Annotated in this window: 18 protein-coding genes and 1 tRNA gene; 12 read left to right on the top strand and 7 right to left on the bottom strand. The window is 62.7% G+C overall.

Annotation, left to right across the window (positions count from 1 at the left end; genetic code table 11):
- Positions 1 to 118 precede the first annotated feature (118 nt).
- From AWB65_RS15530 to AWB65_RS15520, 3 genes are read left to right on the top strand one after another with little or no spacing between them, the layout of a single operon-like run.
- Entirely contained in the window at positions 119 to 898 is a 780-nt protein-coding gene (locus tag AWB65_RS15530; protein ID WP_087668001.1) for an acetoacetate decarboxylase, read from the top strand.
- A 26-nt stretch (positions 899 to 924) separates the two neighbouring features.
- The gene (locus tag AWB65_RS15525; protein WP_087668000.1) at positions 925 to 1,707 is read left to right on the top strand and encodes a 3-hydroxybutyrate dehydrogenase; all 783 of its coding nucleotides are present in this window, start codon (positions 925 to 927) and stop codon (positions 1,705 to 1,707) included.
- Positions 1,708 to 1,720: 13 nt separating this feature from the next.
- A complete protein-coding gene (locus AWB65_RS15520) occupies positions 1,721 to 2,983 on the top strand; it encodes a DUF3734 domain-containing protein (protein WP_087667999.1) in 1,263 nt (420 codons plus the stop codon).
- A 169-nt stretch (positions 2,984 to 3,152) separates the two neighbouring features.
- On the opposite strand, the gene AWB65_RS15515 is transcribed toward AWB65_RS15520, so the two are convergent.
- The 3 genes from AWB65_RS15515 to AWB65_RS15505 all read right to left on the bottom strand — a co-directional run bounded on the left by AWB65_RS15515 (position 3,153) and on the right by AWB65_RS15505 (position 5,269).
- Positions 3,153 to 4,028 (bottom strand): SDR family oxidoreductase, encoded by an 876-nt coding sequence (locus AWB65_RS15515; RefSeq protein ID WP_087667998.1) that lies wholly within the window; start codon positions 4,026 to 4,028, stop codon positions 3,153 to 3,155.
- Between the two features lie 132 nt (positions 4,029 to 4,160).
- A tRNA-Pro gene (locus AWB65_RS15510) sits at positions 4,161 to 4,237 on the bottom strand.
- A gap of 39 nt (positions 4,238 to 4,276) precedes the next feature.
- Positions 4,277 to 5,269 (bottom strand): polyprenyl synthetase family protein, encoded by a 993-nt coding sequence (locus tag AWB65_RS15505; RefSeq protein WP_087667997.1) that lies wholly within the window; start codon positions 5,267 to 5,269, stop codon positions 4,277 to 4,279.
- 262 nt (positions 5,270 to 5,531) lie between these two features.
- Between AWB65_RS15505 and rplU the strand changes: the two genes are divergently transcribed.
- The 4 genes from rplU to proB all read left to right on the top strand — a co-directional run bounded on the left by rplU (position 5,532) and on the right by proB (position 8,604).
- Positions 5,532 to 5,843 carry a 50S ribosomal protein L21 gene (rplU, locus tag AWB65_RS15500; RefSeq protein WP_035927503.1) on the top strand — a complete coding sequence of 104 codons (312 nt, stop codon included), beginning with the start codon at positions 5,532 to 5,534 and terminating at the stop codon, positions 5,841 to 5,843.
- 18 nt (positions 5,844 to 5,861) lie between these two features.
- Positions 5,862 to 6,122, top strand: a complete 261-nt coding sequence (rpmA, locus tag AWB65_RS15495; RefSeq protein WP_087632317.1) for a 50S ribosomal protein L27 — start codon at positions 5,862 to 5,864, stop codon at positions 6,120 to 6,122.
- 202 nt (positions 6,123 to 6,324) lie between these two features.
- Positions 6,325 to 7,431: an Obg family GTPase CgtA gene (gene cgtA / locus AWB65_RS15490; RefSeq protein ID WP_087667996.1), complete on the top strand. Its 1,107-nt coding sequence runs from the start codon at positions 6,325 to 6,327 to the stop codon at positions 7,429 to 7,431.
- Positions 7,432 to 7,485: 54 nt separating this feature from the next.
- The gene (gene proB, locus AWB65_RS15485) at positions 7,486 to 8,604 is read left to right on the top strand and encodes a glutamate 5-kinase (RefSeq protein ID WP_087668035.1); all 1,119 of its coding nucleotides are present in this window, start codon (positions 7,486 to 7,488) and stop codon (positions 8,602 to 8,604) included.
- A 49-nt stretch (positions 8,605 to 8,653) separates the two neighbouring features.
- On the opposite strand, the gene AWB65_RS15480 is transcribed toward proB, so the two are convergent.
- Positions 8,654 to 9,211 carry a CNP1-like family protein gene (locus AWB65_RS15480; RefSeq protein ID WP_087667995.1) on the bottom strand — a complete coding sequence of 186 codons (558 nt, stop codon included), beginning with the start codon at positions 9,209 to 9,211 and terminating at the stop codon, positions 8,654 to 8,656.
- A gap of 124 nt (positions 9,212 to 9,335) precedes the next feature.
- Positions 9,336 to 9,983, bottom strand: coding sequence for an RNA pyrophosphohydrolase (locus tag AWB65_RS15475; RefSeq protein WP_087667994.1), 648 nt, complete (start codon positions 9,981 to 9,983; stop codon positions 9,336 to 9,338).
- A 217-nt stretch (positions 9,984 to 10,200) separates the two neighbouring features.
- Between AWB65_RS15475 and AWB65_RS15465 the strand changes: the two genes are divergently transcribed.
- Positions 10,201 to 11,937 carry a proline--tRNA ligase gene (locus AWB65_RS15465; protein ID WP_087667992.1) on the top strand — a complete coding sequence of 579 codons (1,737 nt, stop codon included), beginning with the start codon at positions 10,201 to 10,203 and terminating at the stop codon, positions 11,935 to 11,937.
- A gap of 1 nt (position 11,938) precedes the next feature.
- Positions 11,939 to 12,538, top strand: coding sequence for a MarC family protein (locus tag AWB65_RS15460; protein WP_087654759.1), 600 nt, complete (start codon positions 11,939 to 11,941; stop codon positions 12,536 to 12,538).
- A gap of 46 nt (positions 12,539 to 12,584) precedes the next feature.
- On the opposite strand, the gene AWB65_RS15455 is transcribed toward AWB65_RS15460, so the two are convergent.
- Together AWB65_RS15455 and ffh are read right to left on the bottom strand one after the other, a co-directional pair.
- Positions 12,585 to 13,136 carry a hypoxanthine-guanine phosphoribosyltransferase gene (locus AWB65_RS15455; protein WP_087667991.1) on the bottom strand — a complete coding sequence of 184 codons (552 nt, stop codon included), beginning with the start codon at positions 13,134 to 13,136 and terminating at the stop codon, positions 12,585 to 12,587.
- A 119-nt stretch (positions 13,137 to 13,255) separates the two neighbouring features.
- Positions 13,256 to 14,623, bottom strand: a complete 1,368-nt coding sequence (gene ffh, locus AWB65_RS15450; RefSeq protein ID WP_087667990.1) for a signal recognition particle protein — start codon at positions 14,621 to 14,623, stop codon at positions 13,256 to 13,258.
- A 102-nt stretch (positions 14,624 to 14,725) separates the two neighbouring features.
- Between ffh and AWB65_RS15445 the strand changes: the two genes are divergently transcribed.
- The 3 genes from AWB65_RS15445 to ampD are packed head-to-tail and all read left to right on the top strand — an operon-like array spanning position 14,726 to position 16,590.
- Complete coding sequence (locus AWB65_RS15445; RefSeq protein WP_087667989.1) at positions 14,726 to 15,637, top strand: cytochrome C assembly family protein; 912 nt, start codon at positions 14,726 to 14,728, stop codon at positions 15,635 to 15,637.
- Positions 15,638 to 15,667: 30 nt separating this feature from the next.
- Positions 15,668 to 15,991: a PP0621 family protein gene (locus AWB65_RS15440; RefSeq protein ID WP_087667988.1), complete on the top strand. Its 324-nt coding sequence runs from the start codon at positions 15,668 to 15,670 to the stop codon at positions 15,989 to 15,991.
- On the top strand, positions 15,988 to 16,590 hold the full coding sequence (gene ampD / locus AWB65_RS15435; RefSeq protein WP_087667987.1) for a 1,6-anhydro-N-acetylmuramyl-L-alanine amidase AmpD: 603 nt from the start codon (positions 15,988 to 15,990) through the stop codon (positions 16,588 to 16,590). The genes AWB65_RS15440 and ampD overlap by 4 nt, the downstream gene beginning before the upstream one ends.
- The last annotated feature ends 233 nt before the right edge of the window (positions 16,591 to 16,823 follow it).

The raw sequence follows: 16,823 nt of genomic DNA, 5'->3' as shown, positions 1-16,823 counted from the left end.
GGCCGTTTCAGCGCTTCACGGTGAGCGTCGAACGCATCAAATGTCGGCTTGGCGTAAAGCGCCGCGATAGAAGAATGCCGCTACCATCGTGCCTTCCTCATCCCAAGGAATCGATGCAGTGACAGCCGATGAAATCCGCAATAACGCTTATGCCATGCCCGTGCATAACCCCGCTTATCCGCGCCCGCCGTTCCGCTTCATCAATCGCGAGTACTTCATCATCACGTACGAGACCGACCTCGACGCCCTGCGCGCCGTCGTCCCCGAGCCACTGACGGTGGACAACGGCCTCGTCCACTACGAGTTCATCCGCATGCCGGATTCGTCGGGATTCGGCGATTACACGGAGAGCGGCCAGGTCATCTCGGTGATCGACGAGGAAGGGCGCAAGGCCAGCTACACCCACGCGATGTATCTCGACGACGAAGGCCCGATCGCCGGCGGCCGCGAAATCTGGGGCTTCCCGAAGAAGCTGGCGTCGCCGCGTCTCAGCGTGGACGGCAAGGACACGCTGCTAGGCACGCTCGAATACGGCACGCAACGCATCGCGACCGGCACGATGGGCTACAAGTATCGTCCGCTCGACATCGAAACCGAGCGCCGCAAGCTCGCCGATACGCCGAACTATCTGCTCAAGGTGCTTCCGCACGTCGACGGCTCGGCGCGCGTCTGCGAACTCGTGCGCTTCTTTCTGCACGACGTCGCCGTGCTCGGCGCGTGGGAAGGCCCCGCCGCGCTCGAACTGCACGCGCATGCGCTCGCGCCGGTTGCCGATTTGCCCGTGCGCAAGGTGGTGGGCGCGCGGCACGTTATCGCGAATCTCACGCTCGATATCGGCGAAGTCGCCTATGACTATCTCGCCCCGCCGGAAGCACTGAAACTCGCCGTCAATCAATAACTCACCGGAAAGAAGGAACCACACTCATGTCATTGCAAGGAAAAGTCGCGCTCGTCACGGGCGCAGCAAGCGGTATCGGTGAACAATGCGCGCGCAAGCTCGCGGCGGATGGCGCGGCCGTCGTCATCGCCGACCTGAATCTCGTGAACGCACAGAAAGTCGCCGACGACATCGTCGCCGGCGGTGGCAAAGCGCTCGCCGTCGCGATGGATGTGACGAACGAAGACGCGGTGAACGCGGGCATCGAGGAAGCGGTGGCGAAACTCGGCTCGCTCGACGTGCTCGTGTCGAATGCGGGCATTCAGATCGTCAACCCGATCGAAGACTACGCATTCGCCGACTGGAAAAAGATGCTCGCGATCCACCTCGACGGCGCGTTCCTCACCACGAAGGCCGCTATCAAGCACATCTACGCGGGCGGCAAGGGCGGCTCGATCATCTACATGGGATCGGTGCATTCGCACGAGGCGTCGAAGCTGAAGTCCGCTTATGTCACCGCGAAGCACGGCTTGCTCGGCCTGGCGCGCGTCGTCGCGAAGGAAGGCGGCTCGCGCGGCGTGCGGGCGAACGTCGTATGCCCCGGCTTCGTGCGCACGCCGCTCGTCGACAAGCAGATCCCGGAACAGGCGAAGGCGCTTGGCATCAGCGAGGCGCAGGTGGTCAAGGACGTGATGCTGAAGGAAACCGTCGACGGCGAATTCACCACTATCGACGATGTCGCGAACACGGTCGCGTTCCTCGCCGGCTTCGGATCGGCTGCGCTGACGGGACAGTCGATCGTCGTCAGTCACGGCTGGTTCATGCAGTAAGGAGCTGACGACGATGCATCGCAAGTCACGTAACAAATCTTGTGGGCCGAAGTGCATCGAACTGCCTTCCTACGATGAGATCGGCCTGGTCCTGCAGGGCGGCGGCGCGCTGGGCTCTTATCAGGCGGGCGTCTATGAAGGCCTGGCCGAAGCAGGCATCGAACCGGGCTGGGTGCTGGGTATTTCGATCGGTGCGCTGAACACCGCGATCATCGCGGGCAACGCGCCAAAGGATCGCGCCGCGGCCTTGCGCGGCTTCTGGCAGACGATCTGCCAGCCGGCGGACTTGCTGGGGCACGTCGGCAACGTCGTTCCCGCGATGTTCGGATTCCCCGACATCGGCCGCAAGTGGTCGAGCATGTGGTCGGCCGCGCGCACGCTGACCGAAGGGCAGAAGGGATTCTTCTCGCCGCGCGTGCTGCTGCCCGTCACGGCGCCGTTCGCGGGCGCGTCGGCGAACTTGCCGAACGAGGTCAGCTTCTACGACACGGGCGCCCTGCGCGAGACGCTCCTCAAATACGCCGACTTCGATCGCATCAACGACGGCAATGTGCGCGTGTCGGTCGGCGCGGTCAACGTGCGCACCGGCAACCTTGTCTACTTTGACAACACGAAGATGCGCCTTGAGCCGGAGCACTTCATGGCGTCTGGCGCGTTGCCGCCGGGCTTTCCGGCAGTCGAGATAGACGGCGAGTATTACTGGGACGGTGGCCTCGTCTCCAACACGCCGCTCACTGAGATCATCAACGAGTCGCAGCACAAGGACACGCTGATCTTCCAGGTCGATTTGTGGAGCGCGAAAGGCACGCTGCCGACCGATTTTCTCGACATCTCCGAGCGCACCAAAGACATCCAGTTCTCAAGCCGCACACGCGCGGTGACGGATTTCGTGTCACTGAGCCAGAAGCACGCGCGGATGATCAAGGAGCTGCTCGAGCACATTCCGGAAAAGGTGCGGCGCACGCATCCGCTGGTGCGCGCGGCGCAGAAAACCGCGGATGGCGGGGCGGTCAACATCGTGCATCTGATCTACAAGGACAAGTTCTTCGAAGGCCATTACAAGGACTACGAGTTCAGCAACGACACGATGGGTGAGCACTGGGCGAGCGGTCTGGAGGATATCCGTCGGTCGTTTGAGCATCCAGAGTGGTTCGCGATCCCGAGTCACGAACTGGGATTCGTCACGCACGATGTTCATCGGTATGAGGCGGCGCCGGTGTCGGTGGCGGAGTCGCCGCGCGAAGCGGAGGAGGCGGACGAAGTCGACGCGAGTTGAGTCTTGTGTGAGGGATTTCAAAGCGCCACTGCCGGTTATACCGACAGTGGCGCTTCTTATATCAGGACTTCAGAAGCGCGTTCATCTCGTCGATGCTCGTCGGTACGACGGCGGTCGGTGCTATACCTTTAGGCCGGACGGCATTTTCTCGCGTTCTGCCCGAACGAAGTCACGGACCGCCGCGGCGCTTCGTCATGCCGTCGGAGCGCAACATGCCGGGCAACGCCTCGATGAAGAAATCGGCCTGCAGCGGAGCACCCGGTTGCATGTCGTACTGGGCGAAGTCGCGTACGCCCGCGGCGAGCAGAACTTCATCGTCGAGAAAGAAATTACCGGAACATTCCTTCGCGGGACGCGTGAGAATGAAGTGCGCGGCGTCGGCGACGATCTCGGGTTTGCGGCACGCCGCGAGCATCCCCGAGCCGCCGATTTCGTTGCGCACGGCGGCCGTCGCAATGGCGGTGCGCGGCCACAGCGAATTGACCGCCACGCCGCGCTCACGGAATTCGCCAGCGAGCGCCAGCGTGAAGAGACTCATGGTGTATTTCGCGATGGTGTAGGCGGGGAAATCCTTGAACCACTTGACATCGGTGACGAGCGGCGGTGAGAGCGTCAGGATGTGAGGATTCGCGGCTTCGAGCAGATGGGGCAGGCAGGCCTGCGCGCACGCGAACGTGCCCCGGCCGTTGACGCCGTGCATCAGGTCGTAGCGTTTGACGGGGGTATCGAGCGTGCCGGTCAACCGGATCGCGCTCGCGTTGTTCACGAGAATATCGATGCCGCCGAACGCGCGCGCGGTTTCCGCGACGGCGCTCTGCACGCGCTCCTCATCGCGAATATCGACGATCAGGGGAAGCGCCTTGCCACCGGCTGCTTCGATTGCGGCGGCCGCGGTGTGAATCGTGCCTTCGAGGCGCGGATCGGGATCGGCGGTTTTGGCAGCGATCGCGATATTGGCGCCGTCCCGCGCCGCCCGCAGTGCAATCGCCAGGCCGATGCCGCGACTGCCACCGGAAATGAAGAGGGTCTTGCCGGCGAGGCTCATGGTCGTCTCCCGAGTTTTTCGATGCCAGCATACGCCTGGTTCGAATCGGATGACTTCATGCAATCAGCGCCCAAAAACAAAAAACCGCCCAGCAAGCTGGACGGTTTCGGCCTTGATTGAACAAGAAAAATCTGGTCGGGGTGAGAGGATTCGAACCTCCGGCCTCTACGTCCCGAACGTAGCGCTCTACCAGGCTAAGCTACACCCCGAGTTTTTACTGCTGGACTCTTACGCCAATGCAGTCCCGTTTAAGACTGTCTCGCCGTCGAGTAAGAACATAATTCTAGCAGGCTATCTTTAAAAATGGAATCAGGAAAAGAAGAAATCGCTTTCGCCGCCGCCTGCGCTTCGCCGCGCGCGCATTCCAAAGTGTGATCGAGCGCGCCGGAGCGCGTGATCGCCGCGAAAATCGTGTCGAAACGGTCCGTGCCGCCCTGTTCGATCGCTTCCCGCGCGAGCGCCGCCTCTTCCACCGTGCCGTGTTCCATCAGATAGATCAGCGGCAGCGTTGGCTTGCCTTCGCGGAGGTCGTCGCCGGCGTTCTTGCCCATCGATTCCGCCGTGCCCGTGTAGTCGAGCCAGTCGTCCATGATCTGGAACGCCGTGCCGATGCGCCGACCGAACTCGGCGGCGGCCGCCTCCGTCTTCGCATCCGACCCCGACAGCACCGCGCCCAACTGTGCCGCGGCTTCAAAAAGCTTCGCCGTCTTATAACGAATGACCTGCATGTAACGCGCTTGATCGACGTCCGGATCGTGCATGTTCAGAAGCTGCAGAACTTCGCCTTCGGAAATCACGTTCGTCGCGACCGACAGAATTTCCATCACGCGCATCTTGCCGACGCCGACCATCATCTCGAACGAGCGCGAGTACAGGAAATCGCCGACCAGCACGCTCGCCGCGTTGCCGAAGAGCGCGTTGGCCGTCTTGCGGCCGCGGCGCAGATCCGACTCGTCGACGACGTCGTCGTGCAGCAGCGTCGCCGTGTGGATGAACTCGACGACAGCCGCCAGTTCATGACGATGCCCGGTCGTATCGCCGAGCGCGCCCGCGACGAGCAACAACAGCGCGGGCCGCAGACGCTTGCCGCCGGCCCCGATGATGTACTCCGAAATCTGGTTGATGAGCATCACTTCGGATGCCAGGCGCTGCCGGATGACGCGATTGACCTGCTGCATGTCCTCGGCGATCGGGGCGAGCAGAGTGGCGGCGTTGGGGGATGAAGTGGCGGTGGACGACATGATCGGCAATTAGGATAGTGCCGCGAATTATAAGGCGAATCGGCCTCTCGACGGAGTTTCCGCAGCCGATGCGACGCGGCGCGCGGCCGGTTTCGGCGGATATATTGCGATATTCAACGAAACAGCCATTCGTCTGGCGATCGGTCGGGCTGCGGCATGGAAGCCAATGTCAACGGCCTTTGACGTCGATCCTAACTCTCTGTATAATCACGCGTTTTCCCCGCACGGTGCGCGGAAAAATGAATTCAGAGTGAGGTTCTCAATGTACGCGGTCATAAAAACCGGTGGCAAGCAGTATAAGGTTGCTGTCGGCGAAAAATTGAAAGTAGAACAGATACCGGCAGACATTGACGCTGAAATCACGCTCGACCAGGTTCTCGCAGTAGGCGAAGGTGAATCGATTAAGTTCGGTGCACCGCTGGTGAGTGGGGCTTCCGTCAAGGCTACCGTCGTGTCCCAGGGTCGTCACAAGAAGGTCACGATCTTCAAGATGCGTCGCCGGAAGCACTACCAAAAGCACGCTGGCCATCGCCAGAACTATACCGAACTGCGTATCGACGCGATCAACGCGTAAGCGGCAAGGAGTAATCACATGGCACACAAAAAAGCAGGCGGGTCATCCCGCAACGGCCGCGATTCCGAATCGAAGCGCCTCGGCGTAAAGGTTTACGGCGGCCAGGCAATCAACGCGGGCGGCATCATCGTTCGCCAGCGCGGCACGCGCATGCACCCGGGCGAGAACGTCGGCATCGGCAAGGATCACACCTTGTTCGCGCTGACCGACGGCCACGTCACGTTCACGACGAAGGGCGCAGCGAAGAAGCATCTGGTCAACGTCGTCCCGGCAGCCTAAGCCTTACTGCACGGGCTTCAGGACCGCAAAAGGCCCCGCGAAGTTCGCGGGGCCTTTTTTATTTGGTTTTCAGGACATTTGGCTTATATCGTTTGCACGTTGGCCGGCATTGGCCGGTCGCGGCAAAATAGGGTGTTTGCTGGTGTAACGCCTCGGCGCTTACGCTGGCCCCCACGGCACGAAATACGGGACGGAGCAACGCATGAAGTTCATTGACGAAGCGAGAATTGAAGTCATCGCCGGCGACGGAGGGGATGGCAGCGCGTCGATGCGCCGCGAGAAGTTCGTCCCGTTCGGCGGACCGGACGGCGGCGACGGCGGCCGGGGCGGCAGCGTCTATGCGGTCGCGGACCGCAACATCAACACGCTGATCGACTATCGGTACGCGAAGAAGCATCAGGCGCGCAACGGCGAAAACGGCCGCGGCGCGGACTGCTACGGCAAAGGCGGCGACGACATCACGTTGCGCATGCCGGTCGGCACAATTATCGCGGACATGGAAACCGGCGAGTTGATCGCCGATTTGACCGAGCATAACCAGGAAGTGCTGATCGCAAACGGCGGCGCGGGCGGCCTCGGCAACCTGCATTTCAAGTCGAGTACGAATCGCGCGCCGCGTCAGAAGACCGAAGGCAAGCCCGGCGAGCGCCGCATGCTCCGGCTCGAACTGAAGGTGCTTGCGGACGTCGGCCTGCTGGGCATGCCGAACGCGGGGAAATCGACGTTCATTTCGTCGGTTTCGAACGCGCGGCCGAAGATTGCCGATTATCCGTTCACCACGCTCGCACCGAATCTCGGCGTGGTGCGCGTCGGTCCGAGTAAGAGCTTCGTGATCGCGGATATTCCAGGCCTGATCGAGGGCGCGGCGGAAGGCGCGGGCCTCGGTCACCGGTTCCTGCGGCATTTGCAGCGTACCGGCGTGCTGCTGCATCTGGTGGATCTGGCGCCGTTCGACGAAAACGTCGATCCGGTCGCGGAAGCGAGGGCGATCGTCAACGAATTGCGCAAGTACGACGAGGCGCTATATGAAAAGCCGCGCTGGCTGGTGCTGAACAAGCTCGACATGGTGCCGGACGACGAGCGCGAAGCGCGCGTGGCGGATTTCCTTGATCGGTACGAGTGGAGCGGCCCGGTATTCGAAATCTCGGCGTTGACGGGCCAGGGCTGCGAAGCGCTGACCTACGCGATCTTCGATTACATCTCGAAGAATTCGGATGCGTCGCGCGCGGCCGAGGCGGAAGATCTTGCAGCAGACGTGCGTTTTCGCGATGAAACTGCTGCCGTGCCGAAGCAGGAAGAGGAAGAATAACTACACATCTGCGCGGCCCGCGCAGTCAACGACCACCCGAGGAGAATGCGCACGATGCGTTCCGTCATCGCTGCTTCGAAGCGTCTCGTAGTGAAAGTGGGATCGAGCCTCGTCACGAACGACGGGCGCGGGCTCGACCACGCGGCGATCGCCCGCTGGGCGTCGCAGATCGCGGCCTTGCGCGAGCAGGGCAAGGAAGTCGTGATGGTCAGTTCGGGCGCGATCGCCGAGGGCATTCATCGGCTCGGCTGGACCAAGCGTCCACGTGAGATCGACGAATTGCAGGCGGCCGCGGCCGTCGGGCAGATGGGGCTCGCGCAGGTGTACGAGAGCAGCTTCGGCGCGCACGGCATCCGCACGGCGCAGATTCTTCTCACGCACGCCGATCTCGCCGATCGCGAGCGCTATCTGAACGCGCGCTCCACGCTCTTGACGCTGTTGCGTTTGGGCGCCGTGCCGATCATCAACGAAAACGACACCGTCATCACCGACGAAATCAAGTTTGGCGACAACGACACGCTCGGCGCGCTCGTGGCGAACCTGATCGAAGGCGACGCGCTCATCATCCTCACCGATCAGCGCGGGCTATTTACCGCCGATCCGCGTAAGGACCCGACGGCCACGCTCGTCGAGCAGGCCGACGCCGGCATGCCGGAGCTCGAAGCAATGGCGGGCGGCGCGGGCTCGAGCCTCGGGCGCGGCGGCATGCTGACCAAGATCCTCGCCGCGAAGCGCGCCGCGCACAGCGGGGCGAACACGGTGATCGCGAGCGGGCGGGAATCGGACGTTTTGACGCGGCTTGCATCGGGCGAGATGATCGGCACGCAACTCATAGCGCGCACGGCGCGGATCGCGGCGCGCAAGCAGTGGATGGCCGATCACCTGCAGGTGCGCGGCCACGTCGTGATCGACAACGGCGCGGTCGAAAAGCTGACCGAAGGCGGCAAGAGTCTGCTGCCGATCGGCGTGATCGACGTGAAGGGCGCGTTTGCGCGCGGTGAGGTGATCGCGTGCGTGAATCCACAGGGCCAGGAAGTCGCGCGCGGCATCACGAACTACAGCAGTTCGGAGGCGCGGCTGATTCATCGGCGGCCGAGTGCGGAGATCGAAACAGTGCTGGGCTATATGCTCGAACCCGAATTGATCCACCGCGACAATCTGGTGCTGGTGTGAAAAAAGCCCGCTGACCTCGAAAGTCAGCGGGCTTTTTCAACGAATAACCTCACCGATACTGCGAAACCGCCGATCGCTTGTACTGAATCGCGTTGACGATCTGCTTGGCATCGCCGGTCGGCAGCTTGTTCGCGCAGAAATAATCCTGATAGAGCGCCGCGTGATACGCGTTCAGCTCGCCGTTCTCGATGCGCCGGAAGTCGTTCGCGACAGTGCGGTCCCAGGCGTTCTGATCGTCGTTGATGCTCGCGTACAGGCGCCACTCGTAGTTATCGCAGCGAATGCCTTCGTAGTTTACGTTGCGCGCACCCGCCGGACTCGTCACGACCACGGTGTACCGCACGACACCATCCGTCCCCACAGACACCGAGGTCCTGTCGATCAAAAAATTCAGCGGCGTGTTTTGCGAGACATTGAACGCCAGCAGATTCGACGCCTGCGGCAACGGCGGCAGGTTATCGACCTTGTTTTCGGTCCATTCCGGTTTTCTGTCGAGCAGGTAGGCGAACGCGCTGTCGTCCTGGTTGGACGGGCCCTTCGTACTGGAACAACCGGCGAGCACGGCAAGCGTTGCCGCGGATGCCGCAAATAAGGCGATGGCTTTCAATTAGGTCTTCCCGGAAACATCCGCGTGCAATAAAAGCAAGCTGCTGCGCGGAAAAAAGCGGGACACGTTGCCGTGTCGCCGCTTGAGTCGTACTGAGTGGAAAAATTTGCAAGAAAGGGCGGTGTCAGTCGTGCAACGGACGCTGCGCGAAAACATGCACTTCCTCGATCGAGCATTCTGCCTCAACCGCGGTGCCGGCCGCGGAAACCGAGGGTGCTTCGATCGTCATCGTCTGGATGACGCGCGGGTAGCGCGGTCCATGATGTGCGACGCGCTCGCCGCGTTCGCTTCTGGCGGCGGTTCGCCGTAAGAAGCGCGACAACTCGGTGAGCGCCAGTTGATAAACGTCACGCTTGAACTCGATCACCGCATCGAGCGGGACCCAATACTCGTTCCAGCGCCAGGCATCGAACTCCGGATGATCAGTCGCACGCAGGCAGATGTCGCAATCGCGGCCTACCATTCGCAGCAGAAACCAGATCTGTTTCTGGCCACGATAATGGCCGCGCACCTCGCGCTTGATGAACTTGTCCGGCACCTCATAACGCAGCCAGTCGCGGGTTCGACCCACGACCTTGACGTGCTCCGGAAGCAAACCGGTTTCTTCGTGTAACTCCCGATACATCGCTTGCACAGGGGTTTCGCCGTACTTGATGCCCCCTTGCGGAAACTGCCAGGAATGTTCACGCAGCCGCTTACCCCAAAACACTTCGTTGTGCGCGTTCAAGAGGATGATGCCGACGTTCGGGCGAAAGCCTTCACGATCGAGCATACAACCACCTTCGAATCCTTTAAAATTGCTTTGATTATAAACAGATAACGGGCCTGGCGCACCGGCACGAACCCGAATCCGGGTACGCCTTTCGCCGAGCATTCCGGCCAGCGGCAGATTCTTCTTTCCGCCGGCCATCCCGATTTCACCCGTCTTGCACGCCTTCACGCCGCCTTTCCGGCAGTCCGGCGCGCTCCGCTTTTGGAAAATTTCCTCAATGAAAGCATCACGTTTCTTCATCGGCACCCTGAAAGAAGCTCCCGCCGACGCCGAGATCGTCAGCCACAAGCTGATGATGCGCGCCGGCATGATCCGCCGCGTCGCGGGCGGTATCTACGATTACCTGCCGATCGGGCTGCGCTCGATCCGCAAGGTCGAGGCCATCGTGCGTGAAGAGATGAATCGCGCAGGCGCGCTCGAGTTGCTGATGCCTGCGGTGCAGCCGGCCGAGTTGTGGCAGGAATCGGGCCGCTGGGAGCAATACGGCCCCGAACTGCTGCGCATGAAGGACCGTCACGAGCGCGATTTCGTGGTCGGGCCGACGCACGAGGAAGTCGTGACCGACATCGCGCGTCGCGAGATCAAGAGCTATCGGCAGTTGCCGGTGAATTTCTATCAAATTCAGACGAAGTTCCGCGACGAAATCCGTCCGCGTTTCGGTGTGATGCGCGGCCGCGAATTCATCATGAAAGACGCGTATTCGTTCGACAAGGACACGGGCGGTCTCGCCGAGTCGTATCGCAAGATGTTCGACGCATACGTGCGCATTTTCACGCGCATCGGGCTCGAATTCCGCGCGGTCGCGGCCGATAATGGCTCGATCGGCGGCAGCGGCTCGCACGAATTCCACGTGATCGCCGATACGGGCGAGGACGCCATCGCGTACAACCCGGACTCCGATTACGCGGCGAACGTCGAAGCCGCCGACGCATTGCCGCTCTCCGCGACGCGCGCCGCGCCCGCAGAAGAGCTGAAAAAGACCCCGACGCCCGGCAAGGCGAAGTGCGAGGCGGTCGCGGAATATCTGAACATTCCGCTCGAGCGCACGATCAAGTCGATCGTTCTCGCCACCGAAAACGAAGGCGCCGAGCCGACCATCTGGCTCCTGATGCTGCGCGGCGATCACTCGCTCAACGACATCAAGGCGAACAAGCAGCCCGGCCTTGCCGGCTACCGGTTCGCGACCGAGCAGGAAATCATCGATTGGTTCGGCACGCCGCCGGGCTATCTCGGCCCGATCGGCACCAAGAAGCCGGTGAAGGTGATCGCGGACAGCACGGTCGCGAACATGAGCGACTTCGTCGTCGGTTCGAACGACGTCGATTTCCACACGACCGGCGTGAACTGGGGCCGCGACCTGCCGGAGCCGGTGGTGGCGGATATCCGCAATGTCGTCGAGGGCGATCCGTCGCCGGACGGCAAGGGTACGCTCGCGATCTGCCGTGGGATCGAGGTCGGTCACGTATTCCAGCTCGGCACGAAGTATTCCGATTCGATGGGCGCGACGTTCCTCGACGAAAACGGCAAGCCCGCGCCGATGCAGATGGGCTGCTACGGCATCGGCGTGACGCGCGTGCTGGGCGCGGCGATCGAACAGAACTTCGACGACAAGGGCATCATCTGGCCGGAAGCGATCGCGCCGTTCGAAGTCGTCCTGTGCCCGATGGGTTACGACCGGAGCGACGCGGTGCGCGAGCAGGCCGACAAGCTGTACGCGACGCTGCAGGAAGCCGGCATCGACGTGATCCTCGACGATCGCGGCGAGCGGCCGGGCGTCATGTTCGCCGACTGGGAACTGATCGGCGTGCCGCATCGGCTCGTGATCGGCGACCGGGGCTTGAAGGAGGGCAAGCTCGAATACCAGGGCCGCCGCGACACCGAAGCCACGCTGCTCCCGGTGGATGACGCGGCGGGCGTGGTGATCGAGAAGGTGCGCGCGGCCCTGGCCAAGTAACGTGCAATACAACTTCCTGTCGGCGACCGTCCTGCTGATCCTGATCACCGACCCGCTCGGCAACATCCCGATCTTCATCAACGCGTTGCGCGGGGTGGCGGCCGAGCGGCGGCGCATCGTGATCTTGCGGGAAATCGCGATCGCGTTCGGCATCCTGCTGCTGTTCATGCTGGTCGGAGACCGCTTTTTACGCGCGATGAGTCTCACCGACTTGTCGCTTCGGATCGGCGGCGGGATCGTGCTGTTTTTGATCGCGCTCAGGATGATCTTTCCGCATCCCGACGGCCCGATGGGCGGCGATTCGCGCGGTGGCGAGCCGCTGATCGTGCCGCTCGCGATTCCTGCGCTCGCGGGTCCGTCGGCGCTGGCGACGGTGATGCTGCTGACGTCGCAGGCGCCGGGGAAGATGATGGAATGGATCGGCGCGCTGACGGTCACGATGATTGTCTGCGCGATCGTGCTGATGCTCGCCGAGAAGATCCAGCACTGGCTGGGCGAGCGCGCGGTTACCGCGTTCGAGCGGCTGATGGGGCTGGTGCTGGTCGCGATATCGGTCGAGATGATATTGACCGGGATACGGACTTTCGTGCATCAGTTGTAAAAAAAGCGGCCGCGGCCGCTTTTTAATTGCGCGACTAGAAGCGCTATCAGGCGCCTTCGGTCAGCGCGCGAATGGTCGGCAGGTTGCGCCAATAGCCTTTCGCATCCATCCCGCAGCCGAACACGTAGCGATCCGGCACTTCGAATCCGCAGAAGTCCGGACGCAGCGGCTTCGTCTTCGGAATGATCTTCTCGCACAGCACGGCCGACAGGAACTGCTTCGCGCCCATCGCCATGATGCGGTCGCGGATCGCGGCCATCGTTTCACCTTCGTCGAGGATGTCGTCGAGCACGAGCACCACGCGATCCTTCACCGATTCCGCCGGCGCCACGCGCCATTGCATTTCGCTGCCGCCCTTGATCGCATTGCGATAGCGCGTCAGGTGGATGTAATCGAATTCGAGCGGGAAATCGAGATGTGGCAGCAGCATGCCGGTGAAGACCGCCGCGCCGCCCATGACGGAGAGCACGAGCGGAAACTCCTCGCTCGTCGCCGCCCGGATGTCCTGCGCCATGCGCCCGATCGACGCGTTGACCTCGGCCACCGAAACGATCTCTTCGGAGTGGCTGAAAATGTGGAGAGCTTCTTCGCGATTCATAAGGGAAACGGCGCGGTGGCGTGAATACTTAGTGTGGGAAAAAACGGCGGCGAGCGCCTTATGATAAACCCGCGCTTGCCGCAGTTCGGCTGCGGGGCGCGGGTTCCGAAAAACGCTGCTTAACGCATGCCCGGCATCATGCCTTTCATGCCGCGCATCATCTTTTGCAGATTGCCGCCCTTCAGCTTTTTCATCATGCCGCGCATCTGCTCGTACTGATTGAGCATCCGGTTGACGTCCTGCACGTGCACGCCCGCGCCCGCCGCGATCCGGCGCTTGCGCGCGGCCTTGATCAGTTCGGGCTTCGCGCGCTCCTGAATCGTCATCGAATTGATGATGCCTTCCATGCGGCGCATCTGCTTCTCGGCGACGCCCATGTCGGCGCCTTGCGCGGCTTGCTGGAACTGGGCGGGCAGCTTGTCCATCAGCGACGAGAGGCCGCCCATGTTCTTCATCTGCGAAAGCTGCGCCTTGAAGTCGTTCAGGTCGAAGTCGCCGCCTTTCTTGACCTTGTCGGCGAGCTTCTGCGCTTCCTTCGTATCGACGCCTTTCTGCGCCTCCTCGACGAGCGCCATGATGTCGCCCATGCCGAGGATCCGGTTCGCCATCCGGTCCGGGTGGAAGACTTCCAGCCCGTCGAGTTTTTCCGCGACGCCGACGAACTTGATCGGCTTGCCCGTCACGTGACGCACGGAAAGCGCCGCACCGCCGCGCGAGTCGCCGTCGAGCTTGGTCAGGATGACGCCGGTAAGCGGCAGCGCGTCGTTGAACGCTTTCGCGGTGTTGACGGCGTCCTGGCCGAGCATCGCATCGACGACGAAGAGCGTTTCAGCCGGTTTCAGCAGCGCATGCAGTTCGCTGATCTCGTTCATCATCGCTTCGTCGATGCCGAGCCGGCCCGCCGTATCGACGATCAGCACGTCGTTGTAGTGGCGTTTCGCCCAGTCGACGGCCGCGCGCGCGATATCCGCCGGCTTCTGGTTCGGCTCCGACGGGAAGAAGTCCGCGCCGACCTGCTCGGTCACCGTTTTCAACTGCTGAATCGCGGCGGGGCGGTAGACGTCGACGGACACCGTCAGCACTTTCTTCTTGTGCTTTTCGCGCAGGAGCTTGGCGAGCTTGCCGGTGGTCGTGGTCTTGCCGGCGCCTTGCAGGCCGGCCATCAGGATCACGGCCGGCGGCGCGACGGCGAGATTGAGCTCGGCGGCCTTGCCTTCGTAATCGCCGCCGATCACGGCCGTCAGCTCGCGCTGCACGACGCCGACCAGCGCCTGTCCCGGCGACAAGCTGGAGATGACTTCTTCGCCGAGCGCCTTTTCCTTCACCTTCGCGATGAATTCGCGCACGACCGGCAGCGCGACGTCCGCTTCCAGCAACGCGAGGCGCACTTCGCGCAGCATTTCCTGCGTGTTAGCCTCGGTGAGCCGGGCCTCGCCGCGCAGCGTCTTGACGACGCGCGCCATCCGTTGAGTCAGATTGTCGAGCATGGGGAGCGGTAGAGAGTGCGGCCTCGTCGTGGCGCCCGGTCCCGCCCTTGTCGGCGGGAGGGGAAGACGTCGTGAGTTCGGGGCCTAGTGTAAACTTCGAACATGGATATTGTACTGTATGCCCTCACTGCGCTTCTCTACGGCGGACTTGCCGTAGCGGGCTGGCGCGCGCATCGCCACACGGCCATCGGGCCCGCGCTGGCGGGCATTCCAGCGGGCGCGCCGGTGCCGAGCGCGCGGGCCTCGAAGGCGTCGGGCATGAGCGGAATCGGGCGCGCTCTGTTATTCATAGCGCTGCTCGTGCATGGCGTCCTTCTGCACACCACCATCTTTCCCCAGAACGCGATGGTCTTCGGCTTCGCGTTCGCGCTCTCGGCCATGTTCTGGCTGGGCGCGGGCATCTATTGGATCGAAAGCTTTTTCTTTCCGCTCGATGGCCTGAGACTCCTGGTCCTGCCGCTCGCGTGTCTCGCCTCGCTGATGCCGCTCGTCTTCGGCGGCGTGCGCGTGCTGCCGTATTCCGCCGCGCCGATGTTCAAGCTGCACTTTCTGATCGCCAACATCGCGTACGGCTTGTTCGCGATCGCCGCGCTGCACGCCATCCTGATGATGATGGTCGAGAAGCGTCTGCAAGGCATGCGTGGCACGGCGGCGCGCCATACGTCGAACGGCTGGCTTTCGAGCTGGCTCGACACGCTGCCGCCGCTTCTCACGCTCGAAAAGCTGCTGTTCCGGCTGATCGCGGCAGGCTTCGTGCTGCTGACACTAACGCTCGTGTCGGGAATCGCCTTCAACGAACAACTCGTCGATCGCGCATTCAAGCTCGATCACAAGACGGTGTTTGCGTTCCTTTCGTGGCTCATGTTCGGCGCGCTCCTGACCGCGCGCCGCGTTTCCGGCTGGCGCGGACGTGCCGCGCTGCGCTGGGTGCTCGCTTCGTTCGTCGCGCTGCTGCTCGCTTATGTCGGCAGCCGCTTCGTGTTCGAAGTGCTGCTGCACCGTGCCGTCGTCTGAGCCGGACAGCCTACTTATATTAGTCACGCCATGCGACAAATCCTGCTTCTGATCTTCCTGTTCTTCGCGAGCCAGTGGGTGTTCCGCAAGCTGCGGCGCGCCACCGAGCGCACCGCGCAAACCGGCCCGCAACCGGGCGCGGGCAACAGCACGGGCACGGCGGGCGCCACTTACCGCCGCAGCGGCCGTGCGCCCGGCGACGCACCGCAACTCACCGATCCGCTGGTGCGCTGCGCCCAGTGCGGCGTGCACACGCCGAGCAGCGAATCGCTCGTGGTAGCGGGCAAGCGCTTCTGCTGCTCCGATCACGCGCATCGTTACGCGGCTCGCCCGACGGGCCGCGACGCCCGATGACGCCAGCGCCGCACGCCGGAGCCCAGGCTTCGGTCGATGCCGACGGCTGGCTTTCCACCGCGACGCGCCTGCCGTCGCCGAATTTCGAGGCGCGACCCGGCGCGATCCTGCCGACGCTGATCGTCGTCCACAACATCAGCCTGCCGCCCGACGACTTCGGCGGCAACGCGATCCGCGATTTCTTCCAGAACACGCTCGACCACGGCGCGCATCCGTACTTCGATCAACTGCGCGGCATGCGCGTATCGGCGCATTTCGTGATTCGCCGCGACGGCGCGGTCGAGCAATATGTTTCTTGCAACGAGCGCGCGTGGCACGCGGGCGTCTCGACGTTCTGCGGGCGCGAGCGCTGCAATGATTTTTCGATCGGCATCGAACTGGAAGGCAGCGACCACAGCCCGTTTGAATCGGCGCAATACGGCGCGCTCGCTGCACTGGTGACCGTGCTCGCAGCCCGCTATCCGATCGATGCGCTCGCCGGCCATTCCGACATCGCGCCCGGCCGCAAAACCGATCCTGGCCCTCACTTCGACTGGCCGCGCCTGCGACAGGCGAGCGGCCTTGCGCCGCGCTTCTTCCCGTACCTCGATCACGCGTAAGGGCATTCTCGTTGCGTCGCAGCACGAGGAAGCCCGAGGCCTTGCCGTGCTTTGGCGAAGCAAAAGTCAACCCCGCCCGCGCATTCGACAGGCAAATAAATCTTTTTGAGACTGCGCCGAGGTCCACTATACTTGGTGCCTAGAGACGCAATTTGCACTACATCTTGTGTCGTTCAAGCGGCGCCCTTCCCAAAAGTCGGCGCCGTTGGCTTTACGGGGTAGTGATTGTTGGC

Origin of the sequence: Caballeronia humi (assembly GCF_001544475.1) — a bacterium.
GTDB lineage: Bacteria > Pseudomonadota > Gammaproteobacteria > Burkholderiales > Burkholderiaceae > Caballeronia > Caballeronia humi.
Note: the sequence above shows the minus strand (reverse complement) of the source record. Positions and strands in the feature narration are given on the sequence as shown.

What these genes read in the sequence shown, in the direction of transcription:
- AWB65_RS15525 (WP_087668000.1), top strand. Translation starts at nt 925, where the DNA reads ATGTCATTGCAAGGAAAAGTCGCGCTCGTCACGGGCGCAGCAAGCGGT.
- AWB65_RS15520 (WP_087667999.1), top strand. Translation starts at nt 1,721, where the DNA reads ATGCATCGCAAGTCACGTAACAAATCTTGTGGGCCGAAGTGCATCGAA.
- AWB65_RS15515 (WP_087667998.1), bottom strand. Translation starts at nt 4,028, where the DNA reads ATGAGCCTCGCCGGCAAGACCCTCTTCATTTCCGGTGGCAGTCGCGGC.
- AWB65_RS15505 (WP_087667997.1), bottom strand. Translation starts at nt 5,269, where the DNA reads ATGTCGTCCACCGCCACTTCATCCCCCAACGCCGCCACTCTGCTCGCC.
- rplU (WP_035927503.1), top strand. Translation starts at nt 5,532, where the DNA reads ATGTACGCGGTCATAAAAACCGGTGGCAAGCAGTATAAGGTTGCTGTC.
- rpmA (WP_087632317.1), top strand. Translation starts at nt 5,862, where the DNA reads ATGGCACACAAAAAAGCAGGCGGGTCATCCCGCAACGGCCGCGATTCC.
- cgtA (WP_087667996.1), top strand. Translation starts at nt 6,325, where the DNA reads ATGAAGTTCATTGACGAAGCGAGAATTGAAGTCATCGCCGGCGACGGA.
- proB (WP_087668035.1), top strand. Translation starts at nt 7,486, where the DNA reads ATGCGTTCCGTCATCGCTGCTTCGAAGCGTCTCGTAGTGAAAGTGGGA.
- AWB65_RS15475 (WP_087667994.1), bottom strand. Translation starts at nt 9,983, where the DNA reads ATGCTCGATCGTGAAGGCTTTCGCCCGAACGTCGGCATCATCCTCTTG.
- AWB65_RS15465 (WP_087667992.1), top strand. Translation starts at nt 10,201, where the DNA reads ATGAAAGCATCACGTTTCTTCATCGGCACCCTGAAAGAAGCTCCCGCC.
- AWB65_RS15455 (WP_087667991.1), bottom strand. Translation starts at nt 13,136, where the DNA reads ATGAATCGCGAAGAAGCTCTCCACATTTTCAGCCACTCCGAAGAGATC.
- ffh (WP_087667990.1), bottom strand. Translation starts at nt 14,623, where the DNA reads ATGCTCGACAATCTGACTCAACGGATGGCGCGCGTCGTCAAGACGCTG.
- AWB65_RS15445 (WP_087667989.1), top strand. Translation starts at nt 14,726, where the DNA reads ATGGATATTGTACTGTATGCCCTCACTGCGCTTCTCTACGGCGGACTT.
- AWB65_RS15440 (WP_087667988.1), top strand. Translation starts at nt 15,668, where the DNA reads ATGCGACAAATCCTGCTTCTGATCTTCCTGTTCTTCGCGAGCCAGTGG.
- ampD (WP_087667987.1), top strand. Translation starts at nt 15,988, where the DNA reads ATGACGCCAGCGCCGCACGCCGGAGCCCAGGCTTCGGTCGATGCCGAC.